Below are 24952 nucleotides of genomic sequence, written 5' to 3'. Positions count from 1 at the left end.
TGCTCTGCGTCCGAGAAATAGACGACCGCGACGGCGAGAGCTGTTGTGGTGTCAGAGACGACTGTCACGTTGACTTCGGCGCAGCTGCCTCTGGGTGTCACCGATGAGGTCGAACCTCCAGGCCCGGCTGTCTCTGCAGGAGGTGAAGCCGCATCGGATTGAAGGGACGGCCTGATCGCGCAAGCGTGTCGGGAGTGACCGAGGGATCGCGCTGGGCTGAGCTGTTCTCGTCGTCCCGTCCACTGTTGATTACGGGTCACCTGCGCCATGCTCCCGAGCGTTGGGCTCGCCGAACGGGGCGGCTGAGTCCCCCGAGGATCTCCTGCTCCAGGGTGGCTCAGCCGCCCGGTGCGTTCATCAAGCGGGCACACGCATGAGGGGTTCGAGGAACGGGCTCGGACGGCCGTGCCAGAAGATGGCGAGGCTGTCCCGAGAACGGGTGGCAGCGACGAAGAGCAGTGAGCGGGCCCGCTGGAGCTCACGCCGGTAGCGGACGGCATCGTCGCTCCGCAGGCGGGTGACCGCTTCCCGGGGTACGAGTCCGTCCCGAACGCCCGCGATGACCATGCGCTGGTACTCAAGACCCTTGAAGCGGAACATCGTGCCGATGTGGACGCCTTCGTCGCCGCGTGGGCCCTCGGGGCCGATCTCGACGGCCTTGATTCCCTTGTGGGCGAGCAGGGTGTAAGCAAGCTCGCTCGCCATGGCGTTGGTCGGAACGCAGACGGCGATCTGCCCGGGGGGTGTCGGCAGGGCGATCCAGTCGGCGAGGAGTGCGGCGATCGACTCCTGCTCGGACTCCCAGTCCTCGCAACCGTGCAACTGCGGAAGGCTTCCGGTCAGGACGGACCTGTACCCGGCCAGGTCCTCGGTACTGCCGTCCAGGTCGTCGAAGCCCTCACCGCTGAGCACCCCGAGAGCGGAGCCGAGGATCTGCCGCGTCGTCCGGTAGCTCAACGTCAGCTTGGCCGAGCGGCCGCGGATATGGACCCCGAGGCTGCCCAGGGTGACCTGGTTGCCGTAGATGCGCTGGTGCGTGTCGCCCACGAGGAAGATGTCGTTGGCGGCACGCGGCACCATCGCCCGCAGCAGCTTCCAGTGCGCGGCCCGCAGGTCCTGTGCCTCGTCGACGACGATGTGCTGGAAGCGGTGGTGCAGCCAGCCCGCGGAGCCGGCCTGAAGATGGATGTTGTCGAGACCACCCGCCTCCTCCCGCTGACGTTCGACGGCCTGGATCCGCCGCTCGCGGTCCATCTCCAGCCGCGCCGCGCGCTCCGCGACCTGTTCCCAGGTCTGCCGCCCGAGGCGGTCGAGCCGCTGGGTGAAACGCTCCGCGAGCTGCCAGATCTCGGCGCGCTCGGCCCGTGCGATGTTCTTGCCCCGGCCGGCTCGCCGCGCACGGAAGTATTCGGTGCGGGAGACGACGGCCTGGCCCAGGATGACCTGCGACCACTCGTCGTGCAGGAACTGGGCGTCCCACCCGGTTTCGCCCAGCTCGTCGAGCATGGCACGCCACTCCCGGAGAGCCTGGCTCTCGTCGAGCGTCTGCTTGGCGCTTCCGGGCTCGGCCTCGCGCACGACGCGCAGCGCGAGCTGATCGACGTGGCTGATCTCCACCCGCGCCAGCAGCTCCTCGCCGCCCAGCTGGAGCAGCCGTGACCTGAGGTCGGCGGCGAGATTCTTGTTGTACGTGGTGAGGAGGACGGGCTTGTTGCGGCCGGGAGGGAGCCGGTCCACCAGGTGCTTGACCCGGTGCAGGGCCACGATGGTCTTGCCGGTGCCCGGTCCGCCCCCCACCCGGGCGGGGCCCGAGTACTCGCGCTCGACGAGGCGGGACTGGGTCGGGTGGAGGAATACCTTCCACCGGCCGAAGTCGCCGCCTTCCAGGGCTTCGCGCAGCGCCTCGTCCGTCGTCGTGACCATGGTGGCCGGCCGCTCGGCGGCGGCCCGGAAGTCGTCGGTGTCGACGGGGTCCGGTGCGGAGACGGGACTGGTGATCTGCTCCAGCACCGCGTCGTACGACGCGCCGTCGTGAAGTGCGAGCAGGACTTCGGAAGTGAGCTGCGGGGCGTACTCCGCCAGGCCGAGGAGCTGATCCTCTGTGGTCAGGGTCCGGACGACCGGTACGAGCGGTCCCGCGACGCCGAGGTCGGTGAGCTGCTCGTCGGAGAACGCGGCGAACAGCGGGACGGGAGCGGGCGCCGGGGCAGGCTCGATGGGGGCGGTGGCGGGCGCGGGAGTCGCCGCTCGACGCAGGACGCTCTCCTCGACGATCTCGAGGTCGACGTACTCGATGCCGCCGGTGATCCGGTTGATTCCGTAGGAGAGCCGGTCGAGCTTCTCGTACACGTCTTTGCGGTGCTTGACGGAGACGATGAGCCAGTCGGTCTCCGCCAGGCGCAGCAGCAGGGCCCGGTACTCGTCGTTGACACGGGCCGACCAGAGCCGGTCGTGACCCTCCAGTTGCTTCAACCGCAGACCCCGCAGCTGCGGGTTCTCCTTGAACTTGTGCTGGAAGTCGTAGATCGCGCCCTTGACCGCACGAGGCAGCCTCAGGATCTCCTTGTCCGCTTTGTCGAGCAGACGCAGGGTCACGCCCGTGGTCGTCATCGCTGCTGGTCTCCGTCGTTCGTGTCCGTGTCTTCGCCTTCTGCCGAGGCGAGGAGGTCCTTGATGTCCCGGGGGGTGCAGGAGACGGCTGTGCTGATCCACCAGCCTGCCGCGGCGAAGGCCCTGTCCCGGTCCTCCGCGTCGTGGTCGCGCTCCCCGTCGGCCGGCCGGTGGGCCGTCACCACGGCGATCCGGGCGGAGGGCCACGCGAGTTCGGCCATCCAGCCCTGCTCGTCCAGCTCGTAGCCGGCTTCCGGCGGCACCACGCCCAGAGCGCGCAGCCCCTGGCTGAGGGGGAGCAGACCGGGTTCATCGGGGTCGAGGAACTCCAGCACCTGCTCCCAGCCCGTGTCATGGGCTGTGTCGGAGTGCTGTGCCGGCCGAGAGGCGGGGACGACCGGGGCGGGCTCTTCCACGAGGTCTCCGGCGGGGGGCGCCGTGACGGCGGCGGCCGGCCTCTCGGCCCGCTGGGATTCGAGCCAGCCCGAGCCTCCGGCGACGGCGAGGCCGTCGACGGTGAATCCGTCCAGCAGACTGGTCGTCAACTGGACACTGTCACCGCCTCCGTGCTCCAGGAACTGCAGCACATTGCTCCAGTAGAGCCAGCCCTGCCAGCGCCGCTTGTGCCCGGCCTCGTCCGAGACAGCCCGGTCGCTGTCGTCGAGCAGGGTCAGCCCGGTCCACATCGGCGGCCGGTGGCGACCGTCCGCGGCGGCGGTGACCACACATCCTGCGGCGTCGACCGCGGTCAGCAGCTGCACCGGTCCCTTGGGCCCCTGCGGGGCGCCGCCCCGCAGCGCGGCGAGGAGCTGTTCGCCGACGGCTTGAGGGTGCAGTGCGGCGATCCGGGCCCCGGCACCCAGCAGCCCCGCGACGGCGGCCTCGGCGCGCTGCTGCCACAAGGAAGCGTCCGGGGCACGCAGATGAGCGATCAGAAGGTCGGCCGGATTCACCCAGAGGTTCTCGGACAGCTCGCCCGGCAGGCCGCCGTGCACGCCCGCGTAGTAGTCACGGGCACGCTTCTGGCCCTGATCGCCGTACGGCACCCAGACCGGGTTCTCCGGCCCGGTGCTCGCGTACCCCGTGTCACGGACCCGGGTCCGCCAGTCCTTCACGTCGTAGTAGGTGAGCTGGAAGACCCGTATTCCGTCGGCGCGCAGCCTGGTGCGCTTGACGGCGTCGTCGGCGAGCCTGTCCTTGTGCTTCGGCCCGGCGTGGAACTCGTATCCGTCGAGGTAGAGCGCGATCCGCGGACCGGGTGCATCGGTACGTTCGAAGAGGACGTCGGGGCGGGTGCCGTCGAGGACCCGCTGCTGGGAGACCCGCCAGCTCACGGTGGCCCCGTCCACGCCGGTCAGCCGCAGGTCCAGTGAGTACGTTCCGGCCGTGGTCGTGTAGGCGTCCGCACTGGCCTTGGCCGAGGGCTGCTTCGCCCATTCGCCCAAGGTCTCCAGGAACATGACCTCAAGATCGCTCTCGGCCTGCCGTTCCAGAGGGATCTGGTGGGTGGCCGCGACCGGTGAGGTGGCCCAGTCGCCGCCGTCGGCTCCCAGCAGCTCGTCGAACATCTGCCGGACCTCGTTGCGGCTGACCTTGTCGTAGTCGCCGGCCGGCACGCGGCGCAGCAGACAGCGGTGGCAGCCGTCGAGGCCCTTCGCGATGCACGGGCAGTTGTCGATCACCTCGCGGGCCCTGAGCAGCACTTCGCGGAAGCCCTCGGAGGTGGCGAGCCGGTGCAGGTAGCCGGTGCCGCCCGGCAGACGGTCGTAGACGACGAGGAAACGGCGAGGCCATTCCGGGTCGTTGCCGTCGGGCATGGACGCGGCGGTGATGTCGATGTGGTCCGGGTCGCCGCCGTAGCGTGCGGCGATGCCCACGAACAGTGCGGCGGTGAAGGACGCGAGGCGTTCCTTGACGCGGGCGACCGACGCGGGAAGCAGGATACGGACGGCCTCGGTGGTCAGCTCGTGGGCCAGGAGCAGGGGGACGTCCTCTCCCTTCCCCTGACCTTCCGGGGTGCTTGTACGGACCTTGCGGCGCGGGCACCACAGCTGGTGGTGGGCGCTGGCCCTGGTGGCCGCGGCAAGGGATTCGGTGAGCGCGTCCTGATGGTGGTCCACGACCGGACGCCCCTCGGAGGTGGCGCCGCCGCAGCTCGTGCAGACGTAGAACGGGTTGATCCGTACGTCGGCCCCGGCGAGGGGCACGGTGCTGCTGCCGTCCTGGCGGTCGAGGCCCAGATTCAGGGTGCGCACCACGGCCTGGCGGGTGAAGTCGACGCCGAAGACGGCGGTGTCGTGGCGCCAGGAGCCCGTGGCCAGGTGCACGGGGTCGACGTCCACGGTGGTGAGGACGGCGTACCTCCGGCTGTCGCGCTCGTCCTTGTCGTCCCGGACGCGGGCGTCGTCCCGCTTGTCGCGCGACATGACCCGCTTCGGTTCGAGAACGCGCTGGACACAGCCGGCGTCGGCGATCTCCCGGCCGCCGCACCGGGGACAGGGCGAGGCATCGACCTGGGCGTTCTCCGTACGGACGTAGCCGCAGGCGGGACACATGCGCCACACCGACCAGGCACGGCGCTCCGGACTGCCGATGTCCAGGGCCCGGACGACGTGCCTGTAGCCGTTGACGTAGAAGCTGTTTCCGGGCGCCAGTTCGGACAGCGCGGACCGGCGGGAGCGCTCGTAGTCCCGGACCTCGCTGTGGTAGGTCTTCTTGGCCTCTTCGGTCTCGGGCTGCTCGGTCCAGTAGAGGGTGGCCTCCAGCTGCGTGGTGGTGTCCGAGAGGGTGTAGTTGGGCAGGAGACCGAGCTCGACGAGAGCCCCGTGGGCACTGGTCTGGTTCAGGTCGCGCAGCAGGTTGCCCGTCGCGTAGCGCTCGGCGCGCAACTCGCGCCATTCGCGTTCCTGCTCGGGGTCGCTGCGCACGAGCTGGTCCATCGCCGCGTCGATGGCGTGGAGCCGGCGCCGGAGCTCCTCACCGCGGCCGGTCCATTCCTCCTCGGCTTCCTGGAGCGCGCGCACGATGCCACCGCACGCGTACGCGCGGAGTGCGTCGGCGGCCTGGCCGGAGACCCCGGTGTCCGGCCGGCCCGGGAGTGAGGGGAAGAGGGCCAGGAACGATTCGACGAGCACGGCGCCATGGGCGAGGGCCGCGTCCGCGAGATCCTGGCACCAGGCCGTGCTGCCGAACAGCGCCGACACCAGGCGCGGCGCGGGTTGCAGTGGCTCACCGTCGCTCGTCGTGAGCCGGCCCCGCGCCGCGAGGTCCAGGAGGTGCGCCGTGTACTGGCGGCGCAGGATCTCCACCGCGGAGAGATAGCAGCCGGGCGGCACGATGTCCCCGGCGATCATCTCCTGCGGCTCGTCGAGGTAGTACAGATCGCGGGCCCGGCGACCACCGAAGGCCACCACCAGGGCGTTGCCCGTCCTGCGGCCCGCACGGCCCGCTCGCTGCACGTAGTTGGCAGGGCCCTTCGGAAGCGAACCCAGCAGGACCGCGGACAGGTCTCCGATGTCGATGCCGAGCTCCAGGGTCGGAGTGCACGACAGCACGTTCGGGTCGGTGTAGTGGGTGCCGTCGCGGAAGGCCCGCTCCACGCGCTCCCGCTGCGGCCGGGTGAGCATGCCGGTGTGCTCGGCCGTGACCACCCGGAAGGTGCCGCCCGTCCGGTAGAGGTGCCGGTAGTAGTCATCGCGGTAGTCGCGCGGCCGGGGGCCGCCGAAGCTGGTGGAACCGGAGGACAGCACCGTGGGCTGGCCCGGTTGCGGTGCGGTGATCTGTCCCCGGCACCGGTACCGGGGACAGGGATGGCCGTACCAGCGGGTCCGCCGGGAGGGATGGACCACCTGCTGCCAGCCGCACGCCTCACAGGTGACGAAGGCCTTGTTGACGATGTCGTCCTCAAGCAGCCGCACCTCGACGTGGCCGGGCTGCAGGCCGTAGACCTTCGTCGTCCGGTCCTGTGCCGTCCGCACCGCGAGGAGACCCTCGTCGACGAGGACCGGCAGCAGCCTGCGGAGATACTCCGCAGCCCCGGGGGCGTCGAGGCCCAGGCACCGGCGCGCCCAGTCCTGGTACCAGCCGGTGCGGGCCGTCGTCGAGTCGAAGTCGGACCTGCCCTTGTCGCCGTCGAGCAGGAAGCGCGGCGCGGCCACACCGGCTGGGAACGCCGGCATGCCGTCGGGCCTGCCGCCCCAGATCTTGAACCGGGTCACCCCGGCGTCCTTCACCCACGACTCCAGCCACCGGTGCCGGACCCCGCCGCGCAGCCGGACCCGCTCCAGCAGCCCGCGGACGAAGGCCAGATAGCGCTCGGCCGTCGGCAGGCCGGTGCCGAGAAGCTGGCCGGGCAGGGCCATGTGCAGGTCGCGGGCGAGCATGGTGATCCGGTGCTGGTCCCCGATGACGACCTCGGCGGCCGCCGTCCGGGTCAATTCCAGGGTGCGGCCCTGCCGGGAACGGAGCCCGAACTCCATGACGGTGGCGAAGGCGAGCCGCTCTCCGATGAGCTTCCAGGTCCGCAGATCGCCCGTGCCCCGCCCGGAGAGCAGCCGGTCCACGCCCGGCTCGTCGTACAGATCGGGCGGCACGACGGCCGCGAGGGCCTGCGGATCCTCGACGGAGTCGAGCACGTTCCCGATGAGGTCGTTGAGAGCCGACGGCTTGCCGGACTCGTCCAGATTGCGCGCGAGGAGTGAGCGCAGCGAGAACGTGAACGACCGGTTCGCCACGTAGCCCGCGCGGTGGGCGGCGTCCTGGGTCGAGTCGTTGAACAGGAGGGTCTTGCGCTCCTCCGATTCGAGCGCGACCTCCTGACCGGTGAACAGCTGGGTCACCGTCGCGGCCGCCAGGGCTGCCGGCCGGGTGCCGAGGAAGCGCATCGCGTTGTCCGTGTCGCAGGCGGGGCAGCGCTGATCGACGGCGGCCCGGTCGGCGGACTTCTTCTCGGTGATCGCCAGGACGAAGCAGGCGTCCTGAAGGCTCCCGGCGTCCTGGGCGACCGGCAGCCGGTACGTCCCCTGAGCACCGTCCAGGATCAGCGCCGGTGGCTGGCCGCCTCCCGTCGAGGGGCGGGACTGGCTGACTGCCGCCAGCGTGTCCTCCTGCTCCGCGGCCGTGGCGGCGATGAAATAGCGGACCCGCCGCCTCTCCCGCCCCACGCTGGCGCGCCAGATCTTGTCGTGGGCCATCACCAGCTGTTGGGGATCGGCTTCCGGGGAGACGGCCGCCCAGCCGGAGCGGCCGCAGTTGCGGCAGTACACGGCAGGCAGCCTTATGCTCGCCTGCCGTACGGCGGTGTCCGCGCCGATCGCCGACTGCGCGCGATGAGAACGCGCCACGTGCCCGATCTGGCCGGCTTCGGGCTCCTCGTCGCCCTCAGGGGGAGTCGCGAGCAGGGCGGAGCGCCGAGCGCGATCGTCCTCGTACCAGTGGAACTCGGGCTTGCCCGGGCCGACTCCGCGCACGATCCGGCCGACCGGCCGGACCCACAGGTGGGTCTCGACGTGCAGCAAGGGGCGCGGGCGGCGCTCGTCCGATTCCGGATCGCGGGCGGCCGACAGCAGGGCGACGAAGCGTGCGAGCGCGGCGAGGGCGAGGCGGGGGTTCTCCTGGGCGGTCCGGCCCCAGGTGTACCCGAACCGGCCGAGGCGGTCTCGGAGTTCCCATTCGCTCAGCGGGTCCCCGTCGAGGAGGGACAGCACCCCCTGAGTGAAATCGTGCTGTTTGAGCAGCCGTCCGATCTCGAAGGCGGACAGGCCCTGCTGTCCGAGCATCCGTGCCGCCAGGGCATTGAGATCGAGCGTGTCCGGACGCGACACCACATCGGGGCCGCCCGAGCAGGCGATGACCTCCTCGGGCGAAGGCGGTTCGGGCAGACCGTAGTTCACCGGCCCGGTGAACTGCTCGGGCGTCATCCGCTCCTCGCCCACCAGCGCGTCCGGGGAGAACGGCATGCCGAAGACCTGAGCGGCCACCGCCAGGATGGAGCCGGGACCGGTCCCGGGCCCGCCCTCACCGAGGGTCGCTGAGGTCGCCACCGGGCAGATCGAACCGAGGGGACGCCCGGGCTCGCTCTGCCCCGTGGCCATCGCCAGGCGGCGCAGCAGCATGGCGACGTCCGTGCCCTGCGCCCCGTCATAGGTGTGGAACTCGTCCAGCACCACGTACTGGATGCCGGCGTCCTGCCACAGCGCGCGGTCCTCGGTCCGCTGGAGCAGCAGATCGAGCATCTTGTAGTTCGTGATGAGCAGGTCGGGCGGCGACTGCCGCATCTCCTCACGCCGCGTCATCACCCGGCGGAAGTCGGTGTCCGGCCGGTCGCCGATGTAGAGCCCCGCGGTCACCTGGGCCAGGTCCGGCTGCGCGAGGTACTCACCGATGCGGCCGGCCTGATCGGTGGCGAGCGCGTTCATCGGATAGAGCAGCACGGCCTTGACCCCGCGGCGCCCGAGAGCCTTCTCGCGGCGGCAGTGGTCGAGGACGGGAACGAGGAACGACTCGGTCTTCCCGGAACCCGTCCCCGTCGTGACCAGCGTCGGCAGGGCGGGCCCGTGGAGCGTGCTCAGCCGCTCGTACGCCTTCGCCTGGTGCCGGTACGGGGTGAATCCCGGGTTCCACTCCAGGTGCTTCTCCCAGCCGGCATCGGCCTTGTGGAAGGGAGTCCTGATCCGCAGATAGGGGCCACGGAACATCCCGGTCTCGGGATGTTCGAGGAACCGCTCCAGCGCCCGACGGGTGTCCTCGTCGGTGAGCGCGTACGTCGTCGTGAGGTACTGGGTGAGACTGCCCCGCAGCTGCGCGGCGGCCAGCGTGGGCCTCACGACGTTCTCCTTCGCTTCGTGCCAGGGCGGTGAGCTGCGTCAACGGTATACGGCGCTGCCGACATCGCTCCCGGCAATGACTGATCGCGAATGATTCAGGCCAGCGACAGGTTGTGCCTGGCCATGGCCGTCCGATGCACCGTTCGGCGGTTGCGGACTCACGTACAGTCACCGGATCTTTGGGGCGATGGTGGGGGAGTGGTGCACATGACCGGGGCGGGACGTCCTTATCCTGTCGAGGAGCTTCTGACGGCGGTGCGCGCCGAGATCCTCGCCGAACAGCGGAGCGACGCCGACGGCGCTGTGAAGGTCGCCCTGTCCAAGGGTCGGCTCCTCTCGCAGTCCGGGGGGACCCGCGAGTACCTCTTCGAGTGCCGCACGTGGCACGACAGCCTGGACGGTGCTCCCGTCCTCGCCCGTCCGTCACGTTCCCGGAAGGCATGGGATCCGGCAGAGGCATCGCGTGCTCCTGACGGAACCGTACGGCTCGCGACGAAAGCCGATTTCGGGGCGACGCCCGCGAACATCCAGATCCGCAAGGACGACTCCGCGAACTGGGCTGCGCTTGCCGAGCGCCTGGAGACGGCCGGCAGCCAGGACAGCCCCATCGACGCGGACCACGCGGGCTGGCTGGTCGGCCGGGGCACCCCGCGCACCGGCCGTGCCGTGAACCCGGGGCAGTGGGTGGCGAACTGGGCGGGGCTCCAGCTGAACCCGCGCCAGCGTGACGCCGTTGCGCAGGCCCTCGCCAGTGAGGTGCTGTTCCTGTGGGGGCCGCCCGGCACCGGGAAGACGGATGTCGTCGGGCACATCGTCGAGGGCAGTTTCCGCCAAGGACTCAAGGTCCTTTTCCTGGCTCCCACGAATGTTGCGGTGGACCAGGCCCTTGAGCGGATGTGCTCCCTGCTGGAGCACGAGGAGGGCTTCGCCGAGGGAATCGTCCAGCGGTCCGGGAGCATCGTCCTGCCGTCGCTGCGCAGCCGCTACGGCGACCAGGTCGACCCGGCCCGGATCGCCGCCCTGCTGGTTGAGAGCATCGACCGGCAGATCAGCACGGCGGCCGACCAGCTCAAGGGCGCACGGGCGGCGCTGGTCCTGCACGACCGGGTCCGGGAGCTGGAGTCGGACCAGGCCACCGGCACACAGGAGATGGCTGGGGCCGGCCGCGACCACGCCGCGGCGGCGAAGGCGGTGGCTGCCGCGGACGCCCTGGCCGCGCAGCTGCGGCTGAAGATGAATAAGGCCGGGCAGTCGACCGGGCTCTTCGCCGAGCGCAGAGCGGCGAAAGTCCGTGACCTCCAGGCCGCCCTGGCGCATGAGGAGGACGAGGCGACGCGGGCCAGGGAGGACGTCTCGCGCGCGGCCCGTCGCCACACGGCGGGTGAGAAGCAGGCCGCCGAGGCCGGCCGAGCCCTCCCTGCTGCCCGCGCCGCCGTCGTGGGGATCCCGCCCAGGCAGGACGTCGTCGAGTCCACTGCCTCTCTCCAGGAGCGACTCGACGAACTCGGGCAGAAACGCAAGCGCATCCAGGACGAGGTCCGCTCCCGTTGCCGGGTGCTCGGAGCGACCGTGGCCAAGGCCGTCCAGTCGAGAAAGCTGCTCGACGAGGTCGATGTCGTGGTGATCGACGAGGCCGGCATGGTCAACCTTCCCTCGGCCTGGTTCGCCGCCGGACTCGCCCGCAAGAGGCTGATCGTGGCGGGCGACTTCCGGCAGCTGCCCGCCGTGACCAAGGGCGACGGCGACCGGGCGGCGAGCGAGGAGGAACGAGCCCATTCCCGTGAGTGGGCGGCGCGGGACGCCTTCCACGCCGCAGGCCTGGTCGACCCTTCCGGCCGGGTACGCCAGGACCCTCGACTGGTGGCGCTCGACACCCAGTACCGGATGCGGGAACCGATCTGCGCGGTCGTCAACGAGGTGGCGTATCCGGACGCCCCGCTCAGGACCGGGCGCGGCAACACCAGCCGTCTGCCGTTCGCCCCGCTCATCGACTCCCCGGTGATCCTGATCGACACGTCCGGCCGCCGGATCCCCGGAGGCGGCCGCAAGCCCCACATGACGAACGCCGTTCACGCCGCAGTCATTCACGAACTGGTCCGAGGGCTCCAGTACGAGGGAATCCTGCCCGGCCGCAAGTGGCAGGAGGTCCCCGAAGGGGAGCGGGCGACCGACCGGCTCGCCGTCATCTCCCCGTACCGGGAGCAGGTCAAGGCCCTCAAGAGCAGCCTGGCCCACCGTTTCGGGGAGGACTACGACGGCCTGGTCGACACCGTCCACCGGTTTCAGGGCAGCCAGCGTCCCGTGGTGCTCCTCGACACGGTGGCGGGCGCCGGAAAGGACCCCGGCTTCTTCTACAGCGGAACAGGGCTGTCCTCGCAGACCTGTCGCCTCCTCAACGTCGCTCTCAGCCGGGCCCAGGACCACCTGGTCGTCGTGGCGGACGTCGCCTTCCTGCGCAAGCACCTGGCCCCGCACAGCGAGGCACTGGCGATGGTCGACCATCTGGAGGCACACGCGCAGACCATCTCCGCCGACCAGCTGATCCCGGTCCGTGACGCGGACCAGTTGGCCACCATGTCGGCGGAGGAGCTGGCCCGGCCCGCCTTCTTCGAGCACAGCGAGGTCCTGGAAGCGGTGGCATGGGACGTGGAGCGAGCGCAGCGCGGCATCGAGCTGTATTCGGCGTTCATGGACGCGCCGCCGGTCCGCCGGTGGGCCAGGATGCTCGAACCGAAAACGGCTGCCGGGATCCAGGTCACGGTCTTCACCCGCCCGCCGGAGGAGCAGCAGGAACCCTCCCGCGTGGCGCGGCACCGGGAACTGGTCGGGCAGCTGGAGGCTGTCGGCTGCCGGGTCGAGTTCCGCGACCGCATGCACGAGAAGGTCCTCATCCTGGACGGTTCGGTCCTGTGGCACGGCTCGAAGAACCTGCTCGCGAACATCGGGCCGACGGACCTGATGATGCGCTACACCGACCCGGCCTCCTGCGACCGCGTACGGCGGCTGATGGAGCGCACCCGCATGGAACGTCCGGCGCGCGCACAGTGGCGCCCCGCAGGAGAGACCGCTCCGGCGTCCGAGGTGCCTGCCCAGCGAGCCGAGGCGCCGGCAGGCAAGGTGTACCCGGGACTGGAACGGGACGGCCGTCTGTACCTCAATGTCTCGTACGAGCAGAGGAACGACGCCAAGCGCCTGCTCCGGGCCCAGTGGGACAAGGAGGCCCGGCACTGGTGGGTCGACGCGGCCAGGGTCACCCGGGAACAGGCGGCCCGCTGGCTGCCGTAGCCGTGACTCACCGCGAGCCGCGCGGGAAGTCCTGGGTGTGCGCGGTGCGTTGCCCGGTGGTCAGGGAAGACATCACCAGGCCACCTTGCCGGCGAACCGCCGAGGGCGAGTCGTATCTAGCTCCGGAGCGTGGAGAGGGTGGTGCCGTCCTCGGTTTCCCAGACGGTCCATCCGTTGACCGGGTAACCGGCGACACCGGTGGCGGCGGCGGACGGCGTCCCATGGCGCGAACCGTCGTGGTCGAGCTCCAGCCGGCCGTCGGCCAGAACGGTCGCGTGGAAGGCGTCGCCGTGGTTGCGGCGCTTCCACACGAGGGACTGGCCCTCGGTGAGCTTGCCGTCCTCGATCAGTGGACGGAGAGCTCCGCGCTTCAGGCGTACGACGCGTTTGCCTTTGGGTGCGCCGTTGCCCTCGCTGTCGGGCAGGCCGAGCAGCCGCCGCAGAACCGAGTTCGGCGAGTCCACGAACGGCTCGGCCCTCTCCTGGAGCTGGGCGTACACCTCTTCGTCGACCTGGATCTCCCTGTCCACCGAGAAGGACCTCTTTCCACTATTTTCTCTCCGAGAGAGTCTATCTTGGCATTCCGGAGAGGGGAAGCCGAGGTGGGTGGGCTACACGGCCAGCCCGTATCGGAGCGTGGAAATGGGCTTCCCGTTCGCTGTCTTCCACACGTCCCAGCCGTTCTCGGGGCGTCCGACGACATGACTGGCGGCCCCGGACGGTGTGGTGTGGCGCGTCCCGTCGATGAGGGCGAGGGTGCCGTCCGCGAGCAGGAAGGCGGTGTGCGTCTCGCCGGACTGCGGGCGCGTCCAGTGGAGGGTGACACCGGGGCGCAGGAGGCCGCGTGAGATGAGGGTGTGGAGGCTGACGCCGGACGGGGGAAGGTGCACGGTTTCTCCTCTGTTTACTATTCTCTCTACAGAAGACAGTACGACAGAGTGAATCTGTAGTCAAGGGGAGACGAGCTCAGACGTCCACCTCGCCCCAGACGGTCTTGCCGGGGGCGGCGGTGCGGGGTGTGATGCCCCAGCGGGTCGCGAGGGCCGCCACGAGGAGCAGGCCGCGGCCGGCTTCGGCGTCCGGTGCGGGGGAGGTGGGGGTGGGCATTCGCTCGGTGCGGGTGTCGGTGACCTCGATGCGGATGGTCGTGGAGCCGGCGTTGACGTCTGCGCCTGTGTCAATGGTCAGGCGGAGGTGGAAGTCCCGGCCGGGGACGTGGCCGTGGCGTACGGCGTTCGCGGCGAATTCGGCGGTGATGAGGGTGACGGTGTCGTTGGTGGACGTGTCGTACGGGTGGCCCCACTCGTGGAGCCGGTGCGAGACGAGGCGCCGGGCGAGCCGCGCGCCGCGTGCGGTGGATGTGAAACGCATGTCGAACTCCTGACCGGGGGCGTGGATTTCGCGTGCGGGCCGGGTGGGGTGAGTTGTGGATTTCATGCCACCAACGGTGGCGTTGCGTGAGTAACGTTGACCAGGAGTGACGCGCGGACGGGTGCGGGCTGTATGCGTCGGTGCGGAGGGTGTCGGCGGTACGGGGCGTGACCGGCGGGACGGCCGGGGCGTTGGGCGTGGGAGGCGCGGATCATGGACGATCGGGAATCGGAAGCCGGGCACGAGGCCGAGCAGGGGGCTTCGGGCATCCTTCAGGTGTTCGGGCGGCAGCTGAAGCGGTTCCGGGAGTGGGCGGGGCTGGACCGGACGGAGTTCGGAGCGAGGGCGGGGTACTCGGCGGCGACCATCGCGGCGTACGAGCAGGGGCGGCGGATTCCGCCGCCGAAGTTCATCGACCAGGCGGATGAGTTGCTGGGTGCGCGCGGCATCTTGAAGGAGATGAAGGAGGAGGTGGCGCGGGCGCAGTACCCGGCGTTCTTCCGGGGCGCGGCGAAGCTGGAGAAGGAGGCCGTGGAGCTGCATGTGTACGCGGCGCAGGCGGTGCCAGGGCTGTTGCAGACGGAGGAGTACGCGCGGGCGGTGTTCGCAATGCGGCGGCCCTTGTTGGATGAGGCGACCGTCGAGGAACGGGTCGCGGCCCGGCTGGCCAGGCACGAGATTCTTTCCCGCACGCCGATGCCCACCATCAGCTTCGTGATCGAGGAATCCGTGCTGCGTCGCCCCTTGGGTGGGCGGGACGTGATGCGGGGGCAGTTGGAGCACCTGCTGCTGGTGGGACACCGCCGCAACGTTGCGATCCAGGTGATGCCGACAGAGCGTGAGGACCATGCTGGGTTGGCGGGCCCGTTCACCTTGATCGAGACGAGGGAAGGGCGGAGGATCGCCTACGTGGAGGTGCTCAAAGACAGCCGCCTTCATACGGATCGGAACTCGGTGCGGGAGATCGAGGAGCAGTACGGGCTTCTCAGGGCGCAGGCCCTCACTCCGCGCGAATCGCTGACCGTCGTCGAGAAGTTGCTGGGAGAGACATGAGCGTCGAAGAGTCTGTGCGGATCGTGCCGGAATCGGCCTGGTTCAAGAGCAGCTACAGCAGCGGCGAGGGAGGTGAGTGCGTGGAGGTGGCGCAGGTCGTCGGTTCGACCCACGTCCGCGACTCGAAGAACAAGGCCGGGGCTGTGCTGAGCTTCGGCACGGAGCAGTGGGCGACGTTCGTCGCCTTCGCGTCGCACTGACCTGTACGACAATGCGGGCCGCACCAAACCCGGTTGGTGCGGCCCGCTCGTCTTCCTACGCGTCAGCCTTCACGGGTGGCGTCCACCGGCCGGCGGCGATCTCCGCGTCGAGCCGAGCAGAGAAGTGCGCGTGCGCAGCCCGCATCTCGGTCTCGCGGTCGGCCTTGTAGAAGGGGGCGGTGTACCCCTCGGGCGGCGGGGTGGTGGCTGGGTTGTCCAGGTGATCGAGGAGAACGGAGTACGCCTTCTTGGACTGTCCGCGTCCATACGCGTAGGGGTCGCGTGCAATGCGTTGGCCAGCGGCGTCGAAGTACATCTCTGCTTCGCGGTCGGCAAGCACGGCATAGCGGGACTTGTAAATGGCAGTGAGCTGATCCGCTGTAATGCCCAACCATACGGCCACGAGGGCATCGAGTTCGACGAGTATTGCCCGACGCTCAAACTCACTCCGGAGCGGGGTGTCCGGCCGCCACTCGGAATCAAGGTGAGTGGTGAGGGGTGAGATCTGCGGCCATGCGTGTGCCCAGTCTTCATAGCCGGGCCAAGTTGGGTGAAACAGCTCAGCCCAGATCGGTGCGTAGATTTCGGTCATGCAGTTCATTCGCAGTGCGCGAAGCAGAAGGGGGCTTGCGAGGGGGTGCTCTGGGCTGGCCGCCGGCATCTTCAGCGCTTCGGTGAACTGCAGGTGCGAGCGCCCGGTGATACGGAGGAGGTAGTCCATGGGAAGGGAGGCCCAAAAGCCCGCGTTCAAGGCGGTAGATCGGTTGTCTTCCAGAGCCATTGAGTGCACTGCATGGACATGAGCCGGGCCAGGTGGGATGAGGGCAGCAAAAAGGCTGCGCTCGGTGTTCTTCGGATCGATCATGGCGCGCCAGGCGAGCCGGAAATGCTGAGTATAACGACTATCTCCCCAGCGATCCTGCGCACCTTCGTACTCCCTGCGGTTGCAGGATCGGACGTAGGTTGCCCGAGGGATAGCGTCCTTCGGGAGGGCGGTGAGGTCCCAGGTCCCCCAGTCCTTGGCGTTGCGCATAGGAAGGTTCGGCTGTTTTGCGAACGGTGTCGCGATGGAGAAGTGGGACCCCTGAAGGATTACTTCATCCCAGGCGCCGGGGTAGCCGACTTCGTAGCGAATTAGGCCGTCTGTCTTCGCTGTTGCCTCATTGTAGCCAGAGCTCACAGGTGGGTTGAATTGTCTAATTCGCTGCTGCGCCCCAGCTAGCGCAGTAATGGCGCCCTGCTCTGCGGTAGTGATTGGGTGAAGAAGCTGTGTGTGCTCTACCGGTCCATTTGTATCGCCGCCGATCTTTTGCCAAGCGCCGAGCAGTGATTTGGTGACGCGAACCACCCGGGTTTGGTGCGGGCGGACATCCCATGCTCCCGCGTACTTCTGCGTGGGGGCGGGGCCTGATCCATCATGTGTCAGGGAATCGGGAAGTACTTGGGCGGCATGGAGTTGGCTGAGCGTCAAGAAGTCGATCTCTTGCTTTGCCTGGCCGTAAATATGGAGACCGAAGGAAACTGTTCGGCCGATTTCAAAGGCCCAGTTTCCCGAGTTTACGAATGTTGCGTGTAGGTGCAAGCGGTGGTAGGTGGCTGCTCGGAGTGGGCCTTCCTTCACTCCTTCGAGATGGCTATCAGGGTGAACCATTCCGGAAATTCCGTCACTGTTTGCGTGAGCCCACACTTGGCACATGAAAGAGCGGTATAGATTGGGGCGGGTCCCTGCGATCAGTGGGTAGCTTGCGCTTGAGCCGAGGATCTCGACTGTGCCCACATTTCGACTCAGCTCTCTGAGGAAATATGCTTTTGCTCGTTCCGTCAAGGTCTCATTTTTGCGGATTTTCCATTCATTTGCGCTGGGTTTCTCTGTCAAAGCAAACCATGGATCCTGCTCGGCCAAGATCAGGTCTTCTTGCCAATTTGGCCGCACCCAAGGCGGGTTGCCGACCTGGAGGTCATAGCCCCCCTGCTCAAAGACCTGCGCGTACTCCAGCTCCCAGTGGAAAAACCCCTGCTGCGTAGCGACGTCCTTCGCCTGTGCCGCCCAAGGGAACCGGGACTCCAGCCAATAAGATCGATCCATCCCCATCAAGTCCGGCAGCGCGTCCTCATACGGCGTCAGCTCAGTGAGCGACTCGAACTCCGCGATCAGCGACTCCGCCGGCACATCCTGCGTCCCCAGCAGCGACTCCGCGAAGTCCAGCCAGTCGTCCAGGTTCGCCAGCGGGATCACCTCGCGGCGCCGCTCAGTGATCGACTCCTTGCGGCGGCCCATCCGGCGCTTGGCCACGGACTCCTGGGTCAAGGACAGCTGCTTGGCCTCAGTGCCGAAACCAGGCAGTGCTTCCTCCTCCCAGGACATCAGGACACCGGCGCTCTCGTCCTCGTCCTCCCCCTCGTCCTCCGCCCCCGAGACCGCCACCTCATACACGGCCGACTGCTCCGCCAGCTCCGCCGCCTGCCGGTAACGGGGATTCGTGCCATTCAGCAGCGACGCCTCCTGCACCGGCCAGAACCACAGCGCGCACCACGCGTCCATCAGCGTCTTCAGCCGCCAGTACGGCGTGTCCACCGCCTCAAGGTCCGCCAGGACCTCTTCCCTCTGCACTGCCTCCACCGGCTGCCTCAGCCACTCCGGCTCCGCGCCCCAGACGTCGATCCTGCGGCTGATGTCCCGCTCGGAGATCTCCAGGCGGCGCACCACCAGCTGCCACAGGTACTCCGCCCGACGCGCGAGCCCCTGAAGCCGGGCCGTCTGCTTCGCGCTCGGCGACTTCGTGATCGCCTTGCGCCAGGCGCCCAGCGCCTTCGCTTCCTCCGGGGCCAGGGCCTTCGCCTCCTTCTCGGCGGCGACCGCGCCCCACTCCTTCGCCGGGAGCAGGAAGTGGTGGACCGAGCCGGTCGGCAGGCCCGCCGACGCCTCCGTGAGCGGGAAGCGTTCCGGCGTGGCGCCCAGCCAGCCGCCCTTCTTCAGGCGGTCCGCAGAGTAGATCTCTCGTCGGCCGCCGATCAGCGAGTTGCCCCGCCGCAGGTGGAGGCCGAACCACGGCGCCTCCATGCCCGGGTGCATCGTGTTCAGCCAGAGCGAGACCTCGGCCAGCTCGACGGCCGTCGAGTTGAGGTCCACGCCGTACGAGTTGTGCAGCGCGATGTACGCCTTGGCCTTCTGGAGCTCCACCGGGTACTGCTCGGTGTCGATGGCCCGGCCGGTCTCGTCCTGGCGGCGGCGCAGGTACTCGACCGCGACCTGGTTGATGGCCTCGTTGAGGAACGCGCCCGAGCCGAGGGCCGGCTCGCAGATCTTCCAGTCCAGGAGCTCCCGGGCCTCCGTGACCGTGTCGTCCTGGTCCAGGCGGTGCTGCAAGGCCAGCTGGACCGTGACCTTCGTCAGGGATTCCGGCGTGTAGTACGAGGCCGAGGTCTGGCGGTCGCGGCCCGAGAGACGGTAGACGAACGAGTCAGGTCGGTACCGGACCCGGATATCCGCGCCCGTCTCCTCGTCCCGGCGGCGTACGAAGACGGAATCCGCGTACTCGTCGGCCTTCGAGGACGGGATCAGCCAGGAACCGTCCTTCGGGTCGCCGTTCTTCGCGACCTCGTACAGTTCCTCACCCGCGATGAAGCCCGCGTACGACATCAGCCCCTCGTACACCGCGCCCAGCTGGTTGATGCCGAGCTGGGCGTACGAGATGAAGCCGCCGCGCTCGCCCTTCCTGCCCCGGGTGAGCATCAGTTTCCGCAGGACCTTGTACAGGGTCGCGTTGCGGAGGCGGGTGTCCAGGTAGCGCGAGCCCTCGTCCGAGTCGTCGTCGTGGCGGGGGTCCTTGACCGACTCGGCGCCGATCAGGCGGATGGACTCCGGTTCGAAGAGCTTCGAGTGCAGGGGCTCGAAGCGGAGGCCGACGTCTTCGGAGTCCTTGGCGCCCACCCCGTGCGTGCGACGCGGCCGGTAGCCCTCCTGGACCTTGCTGAAGAGCAGGTCCAGGGACTCGTACAGGTACACGCCCTCGCGGGCCTTCTCGCCCACCAGGTCCCGCTCCGCGACGAGTTCGCCGAGGCGGCCGAGGCCGTACCCCTGGTGGTACTCCGGGTAGTCGGACGGCAGGATGCCCAGCTCCGGGCGGGCCTCCGCGTACAGGAGGAACAGGATGCGGTACAGGTAGCGGAGCGACTCGCGGGTGAGCTGCCGGGAGAGTTCCGGGAGTTCCTTCACGTCCTCCAGGCGGACGCCTTCATGGCCGGCGATCCGTGCCAGGACCTCGTTCGCGATGAGTTCCACCGACTCGCGCAGGCCGTCACGGAGCTCGGACGAGACGCCCACGGCATGCTTCGTGGACTTGTCGACGAGCCCGGCGAGCGGGTTCTCGCCGCCTTCCTCCGGAGTGCGCAGCGAGTCCGCGCCGAACAGGGCGGCCAGGGTGTCGACTTCCTGGCCGTCCTTGGTGTTGTTGCGGTCCAGGGCCGTGTCCAGGGAGGCCGCCAGGTAGCGACCCTCGCCCCACGCCGCCCGGTCCGCGAGGACGATCACGCCGCCGGCGAGCAGCAGCACGTACCGCGGCGCGTCCTCGCTCGCGAAGAGGAACGAGGCGAGCTTCGAGCCCGTACGCAGAGCGGTGGACGCGTCCAGCTGTACGGGGGTGAGGAGGCGGCCGGAGCCGTCCGCGTCCAGGGCCGCGTCCGGCTCGGCGGCCCAGCCGCAGTCGACGGCCACCAGGCCCGGTTCGGCGTGCGCGACGGGGATCTCGTACGTGTGGTCTGCCCGGGACACCGTCAGGGTCCGGGGCTTGGCGTCGTAGCCGAGGGCGCGGAGGACGGAGGCGTTGAGGGAGGCCGCGCGCTCGCGCCACTCGGGTGCGTCGTACGTCGTCGAGTCGTCGTGTGTGACCGCCGCCTCCGCGAAGAAGGCGCGGGTACGGAAGTACGGGCGGCGCAGGGCGCGCAGACCCAGACGAGGGGTGACCGGGAGGGCGTCCGGGGCCGCTTCCTGATCCACGGACTCGGACGACTTCGCCTCCTCCTCGCGGGTCTTCCAGGAGGCGAGGAGACCGGACTTGAGGTCCTTCGGGAAGACCTCGGCCAGGTAGTGCGCGGAGAAGTAGTCACCGCGGTTGACCAGGGAGTCGTACGTCATGGGGATTCTCCTAGGCGTGCGCGGCGGAGCCGTGGGCGGAATCGAGGACGGCCAGGACGCGCAGCATGGGCCGGCCCGTCGTCAGCAGGGAGTCAGCGAGGCGGGAGAGGTCGTCCTTGGTCTCCTCGCCGGCGAGGGTGGGCTGTTCCCACTGGCCCAGACGCTGCCGGTACTCCTCGATCGGGGCGAGGAGCGCCTTGTCCCACTCCGAGCTGTGGCGCGAGAGGAAGGCCTCGGCTGCCTCCAGGGCGGCCGGGATACCGGCCCGCAGGCCGTCGGCGTCGTGGGGCTGCAAGGGGTTGGCCATCGTCGGGCCGATGCCTGCCTCGCGCAGTGTCCCCACCATGTCGTCCGTGACGTGGTCGCCGGTGACAGCCATCCATTTCACGACCGTGGGGCGGCCGAGGGCGTTGGAGTAGATGCCCTGCACGAGGTACACGGGGGCGTCGACGTCGGCCGTGACGACCGGGGCCTCCTGGCGGCCCAGTTTCACCAGGACCTTGTCGGTCAGCCACTCCACCACCGGGTGGAGGTCGGTGAGCAGGGAGATCTCCGGCCAGCTGGAGGTGCCCGACTCACGGGCCCGTACGAGGGCCCGGTCGGCCAGCCTGCGGTTGAGGGTGACGAGCAGCCGCTCGCTCAGACGCTGCTCGCGGCGGTAGTCGGGCGGCAGCGCCTTCAGCCGGTGCACCAGGTCGGCCGGGGGCTTGAAGGAGATCAGGCCGTTCTCGGGGTCGCGGTCCATCCCGAGGGACTGCTGGGCGTCCGGGAAGACCTCCCGCACCGCCTCGTCGACGAACTCGCGGGTGGTCGTGAAGAGACGGGGCACGTGGGCCTTCGGCGGGGCGACCGAGGAACCGTCCGACGCGGGGGCCGCGACGGCGGGCTCGGCGGACACGTCGTCGACCTGGGCGAAGAAGCCGGCCAGGAAATCGTCCGCGCCGCCCGCCTCGTCCGCGGTGTGCTGGAGCGACTCGTCGACCGTCCGGCCCCTGAGCAGGTCCTGGATCAGCGACTTCTCCTCGGCCTCCGCGCGGTACAGCCCGGAGACCGCCTCCGCCGTGCCGAGCGAGCGGTGCGCCTCGTCCTCCCGTTCGAGGAGACGCTCGGCGACCGTGCGGTCGTCCTTCGCGCCGTCCACCTCGCTGGTCAGGATCAGGGCGCGGAACTGAGGCTTGTGGACCTGCCCGTAACGGTCGATACGGCCGTTGCGCTGCTCGATGCGGATCAGCGACCACGGAACGTCGTAGTGGATGAGCTGATGGCACTGCCGGTGGAGGTTGACACCCTCGGATGCCACATCACCGGTGAAGAGGATGCGTACGGGTGCGTCGGCGAGGCCGAAGTCCTCGATGCACTGCATCTGCTGCTCGTCGGACAGGCCGCCGTGCATCACGCGGGCCGCTTCCTCCAGGGCCTTGCCCTTGAACCCGAGCGCGGCAGGCACGGCGGACCGCAGCCACTCGAGGGTCTGGACCCGCTCGGAGAAGACCACGACACGTGTCTCGCTGCGCGGTCCGACGCCGATCGCCTTCAACTGCTCGACGAGAGCGGTGAACTTGCCGGAATCCTGCGCGGTCAGAACGGCCGTCAGCTCCCGCAGACGCTGGAGGGCGGCCAGTTCGGCGCCCGTCGCGTCAGGGTCGTTCTTCTTCTCCAGCGTCTTGATGCGGGCCTCGACCGTGGAGTTCAGGGCGGCGTGCGAGGAGAGGAAGGACTTGAGCAGGGTGTACGGGAAGAGCGGGACGTCGCTCACCGAGCGCCCCTCGGCGGGCAGCCATACCTGGGCCAGCTCGTCGAAGATCTTCTCCTCGGCCGGGGTCGCCGGGCAGTGCACCGACTCGGAAGGGCCTCGGTCGGCCCACTGGCCGGACATCTTCTCCCGTACCTCGGCGCTGACCTTGGTGCGGCGGATGAACAGGTGCTTGATGTCCTCCGCCGAGTAACGCTCCGGGTCACGGATCGCCGCCGGGTCGAGCAGCGCGATCAGCTCGGCGAACGAGCGGGCGTTGCCGTTGTGGGGGGTGGCGCTGGCGAGGATGAGGGCGTCCGTCTGCGGGGCGAGGAGCTGCGCCAGCTGGTTGCGCAGCGAACCGCGGTTGATCAGGTTGTGCGACTCGTCGATGACGACGGCGTCCCACCGGATGTGCTCCAGGTGGTGCTTGTACTGATCGGTGTTCTTGAGGGTGTCGATCGAGACGATCACGCGCTTGAAGAACGTGAAGGGGTTGCGGCCGGCCGGGATCTCCCGCTGGATCCGCTCGATGCCCGCCGAGTCGAGGCGGATCAGCGGGATGGCGAACCGTGTCCACAGCTCGTGCTGGAACTGCTCCAGGACGTGCTGCGGGGTCACGACGAGGATCCGCTCGCCGCGGCCGCGGCGGATCAGCTCCGCGAGGGTGAGTCCGATCTCCAGGGTCTTGCCGAGGCCGACGACGTCCGCGATCAGCATGCGGGGGCGAAGGTTCCGGCCCGAGAGCGCGAGCTGCGCGGGCCGCTGCTGATAGGGGAGCGGGTCGAGGAGGAAGCTGTCGGCGAGGGCCAGGCCGCGCTCGGACTGGGGCAGCGGGGTCTTGCGCAGGATCGCTTCGAGGAAGAGCCGGCTGCGGCGGAAGTTCGGTGAGTCGTCGCTGATCAGGGTGGTCTTGGCGGGGTCCATCAGCTCGATGCCGGGTTCGCCGTCGCGGGTGCGCTCCAGGCCCGTGAAGAAGACGGCCTCCTGATCGCGGACGAACTCGGAGATCCCGACGGCCTCGATGCGGTCGCCGTCGTGATCGGTCCGGGTGACGTTCTTGACCAGCCATTCCTCGTCGCGTACGACGATCTGGGCGCCGGGCGGGAGGCTCGTACCGGTGCCCGGGGCGGGCTGCCCGCTGGACTGCCTACTGGACTGCTGGGCGGTCACCCGCGGTACCTCCTGATAGCTGCTGAACTGTGTAGATCTTCGTGCGGGCCACGGCCCCGGACAAGGGGCGAGGGGGCCTCGGTCCCGTGCGCCCCGGAGCCTCGCGGCCTGCCGTCCCGCTCAGAACGGAGCCGTCGACGCGTACGTCTCCCGCAACTGTGCCGCGATCCGGAGCGCGGCGGCGGAACGGCGGGGGCCGGGACGCGGCGCGGGCGTGGGCTGCGGTGCGGCTTCGGACGCGGGCTCGGTGTCCGGGGTGGCCACCGCTACCGTCGGGGTGTAACCCGGCGGGTGGGCGGGGGTGGCGGACGGCTGCGGCAGTGGGATGGTCGGCGCCGTGGCCGCCGGGTTCGGGGCCAGGAGAGTCGACACCTCGGCGAGGGCCTCGGCGTCCGTCGGCGGTGGCGCAGGAGCCGGTACGGGGGAGGGTTCCGGCGGTTCGTACGCGACCTCGGCCAGGGAGGCCAGTTGCCGCCGGGCCTGGGCCACGGTCGCCCCGTGCGCCTTGATGACCGCAACGCACTCGGTGACGACCTCGTCCATCGTCGGACGGTCGTGTTGCGCGTACCGGAGCATGGACGAGAGGAGACCGACCAGTTCCTCGGGGGCTCCCGACAGGTCGGGGGCCTTCTCGGGGTTGACGATGTGGCTGAACAGCACCTGCACGTGGTCGGCCTGGTACGGATAGTGGCCGGTGGTCATGAAGAGCAGCACCGCCCCGAGCGCGTACACGTCCACCGGGGCCGTCAGCGGCTTCTCCCCGTTCGCCTGCTCCGGAGACATGCAGGCGGGAGTTCCCATCACCATGTTCGGTGCGGTGAGGGAGGCGCTGGACTCGGCGAACACGGCGAGGCCGAAGTCGATGATCTTGGGGCCGTTCGGCCCGAGCAGGACGTTCGCGGGCTTGAGGTCCCGGTGGAGCAGCCCTTGGCTGTGGACTCCGGCCAGTGCCTCGGCAAGGGTCGCTCCGAGCGAAGCAGCGGCCAGAGGCGAGAGAACACCCCGGGTGTCGAGGAGCCGGCGCAGGTCGGGTCCCTCCACGTACTCGGTCGCGAGCCACGGCTGCTCCGACTCCGTGTCGGCCTTCACGAACGCGGCGACGCGCGGTCCCCAGATCGTCTTGAGGACCTCGATCTCCTGGGCGAACCGCTGCCGGGTCTCCGAATCGACGACCGTGGGTTTGATGACCTTCACCGCGACGGACTCACCGGCGGCGGACTCGCCGAGGTAGACCTGGCCCATGCCGCCGTGGCCGATCCGACCCAGCAGCGTGAACCCGCCCAGCTCGGCCGGATCGTCCGGGCTCAGCGGCGTTGCGTTCACTCTGGTCCCCACCTCGAAGGTCTGCCGAAGGCTGTGCGACGGCCGCGCGCGTACGGTCGGACGGTCGCGCGCCCACGGCCAAGGGTATCGGCGGTATCCGACAGCAGGTCCCGTTCGGGGCAGGTCACCCTTGCCCCGAACGGATACCGCCCGCGGGCGGTCGGGAGACGCCCCCTCTTCGGCTTCGACCTGACATCCTGAACCGGTCGGAACGGGGTGAATCGGCCGGATATTTCGGTCTCTTTCC

Annotated in this window: 11 protein-coding genes; 3 read left to right on the top strand and 8 right to left on the bottom strand. The window is 69.3% G+C overall.

The genetic code is table 11. The features are described from left to right. Positions 1-357: 357 nt before the first annotated feature. Positions 358-2610 (bottom strand): UvrD-helicase domain-containing protein, encoded by a 2253-nt coding sequence (locus ACIRJR_RS01115; RefSeq protein WP_403771921.1) that lies wholly within the window; start codon positions 2608-2610, stop codon positions 358-360. Further along, positions 2607-9434 carry a DEAD/DEAH box helicase gene (locus ACIRJR_RS01110; protein WP_403771918.1) on the bottom strand — a complete coding sequence of 2276 codons (6828 nt, stop codon included), beginning with the start codon at positions 9432-9434 and terminating at the stop codon, positions 2607-2609. Before ACIRJR_RS01110 ends, ACIRJR_RS01115 begins: the two co-directional genes overlap by 4 nt. A 255-nt stretch (positions 9435-9689) precedes the next feature. Between ACIRJR_RS01110 and ACIRJR_RS01105 the strand changes: the two genes are divergently transcribed. Next, positions 9690-12719: an AAA domain-containing protein gene (locus tag ACIRJR_RS01105; RefSeq protein ID WP_403771915.1), complete on the top strand. Its 3030-nt coding sequence runs from the start codon at positions 9690-9692 to the stop codon at positions 12717-12719. Positions 12720-12835: 116 nt separating this feature from the next. On the opposite strand, the gene ACIRJR_RS01100 is transcribed toward ACIRJR_RS01105, so the two are convergent. From ACIRJR_RS01100 to ACIRJR_RS01090, 3 genes are all read right to left on the bottom strand, one after another. Next, positions 12836-13249 carry a hypothetical protein gene (locus ACIRJR_RS01100; RefSeq protein WP_403771912.1) on the bottom strand — a complete coding sequence of 138 codons (414 nt, stop codon included), beginning with the start codon at positions 13247-13249 and terminating at the stop codon, positions 12836-12838. A gap of 81 nt (positions 13250-13330) precedes the next feature. Continuing rightward, complete coding sequence (locus ACIRJR_RS01095) at positions 13331-13609, bottom strand: DUF4357 domain-containing protein (protein WP_403771909.1); 279 nt, start codon at positions 13607-13609, stop codon at positions 13331-13333. A gap of 76 nt (positions 13610-13685) precedes the next feature. Then, positions 13686-14090, bottom strand: a complete 405-nt coding sequence (locus ACIRJR_RS01090; protein WP_403771906.1) for an ATP-binding protein — start codon at positions 14088-14090, stop codon at positions 13686-13688. 213 nt (positions 14091-14303) lie between these two features. Here ACIRJR_RS01090 and ACIRJR_RS01085 point away from each other — a divergent pair, with 213 nt between their 5' ends. After that, positions 14304-15143, top strand: a complete 840-nt coding sequence (locus ACIRJR_RS01085) for a helix-turn-helix domain-containing protein (protein WP_403771903.1) — start codon at positions 14304-14306, stop codon at positions 15141-15143. Then, entirely contained in the window at positions 15140-15343 is a 204-nt protein-coding gene (locus ACIRJR_RS01080; RefSeq protein ID WP_403771900.1) for a DUF397 domain-containing protein, read from the top strand. The genes ACIRJR_RS01085 and ACIRJR_RS01080 overlap by 4 nt, the downstream gene beginning before the upstream one ends. A gap of 55 nt (positions 15344-15398) precedes the next feature. Here the strand turns inward: ACIRJR_RS01080 and ACIRJR_RS01075 are convergent, their stop codons facing one another. The 3 genes from ACIRJR_RS01075 to ACIRJR_RS01065 form a co-directional block, all read right to left on the bottom strand. After that, positions 15399-20477 (bottom strand): class I SAM-dependent DNA methyltransferase, encoded by a 5079-nt coding sequence (locus tag ACIRJR_RS01075; RefSeq protein ID WP_403771897.1) that lies wholly within the window; start codon positions 20475-20477, stop codon positions 15399-15401. Positions 20478-20487: 10 nt separating this feature from the next. Continuing rightward, a complete protein-coding gene (locus ACIRJR_RS01070; RefSeq protein ID WP_403771894.1) occupies positions 20488-23382 on the bottom strand; it encodes a DEAD/DEAH box helicase in 2895 nt (964 codons plus the stop codon). 120 nt (positions 23383-23502) lie between these two features. After that, positions 23503-24705, bottom strand: coding sequence for a protein kinase (locus ACIRJR_RS01065; protein WP_403771891.1), 1203 nt, complete (start codon positions 24703-24705; stop codon positions 23503-23505). Between the last annotated feature and the right edge of the window lie 247 nt (positions 24706-24952).

The organism is Streptomyces sp. NPDC102402 (assembly GCF_044765765.1).
In the GTDB taxonomy this organism is placed as follows: domain Bacteria; phylum Actinomycetota; class Actinomycetes; order Streptomycetales; family Streptomycetaceae; genus Streptomyces.
This window is presented reverse-complemented; position numbering and strand designations above follow the sequence as displayed.

Coding starts and splice junctions, on each gene's coding strand:
- ACIRJR_RS01115 (WP_403771921.1), bottom strand. CDS start 2,610: ATGACGACCACGGGCGTGACCCTGCGTCTGCTCGACAAAGCGGACAAG.
- ACIRJR_RS01085 (WP_403771903.1), top strand. CDS start 14,304: ATGGACGATCGGGAATCGGAAGCCGGGCACGAGGCCGAGCAGGGGGCT.
- ACIRJR_RS01075 (WP_403771897.1), bottom strand. CDS start 20,477: ATGACGTACGACTCCCTGGTCAACCGCGGTGACTACTTCTCCGCGCAC.
- ACIRJR_RS01090 (WP_403771906.1), bottom strand. CDS start 14,090: ATGCGTTTCACATCCACCGCACGCGGCGCGCGGCTCGCCCGGCGCCTC.
- ACIRJR_RS01080 (WP_403771900.1), top strand. CDS start 15,140: ATGAGCGTCGAAGAGTCTGTGCGGATCGTGCCGGAATCGGCCTGGTTC.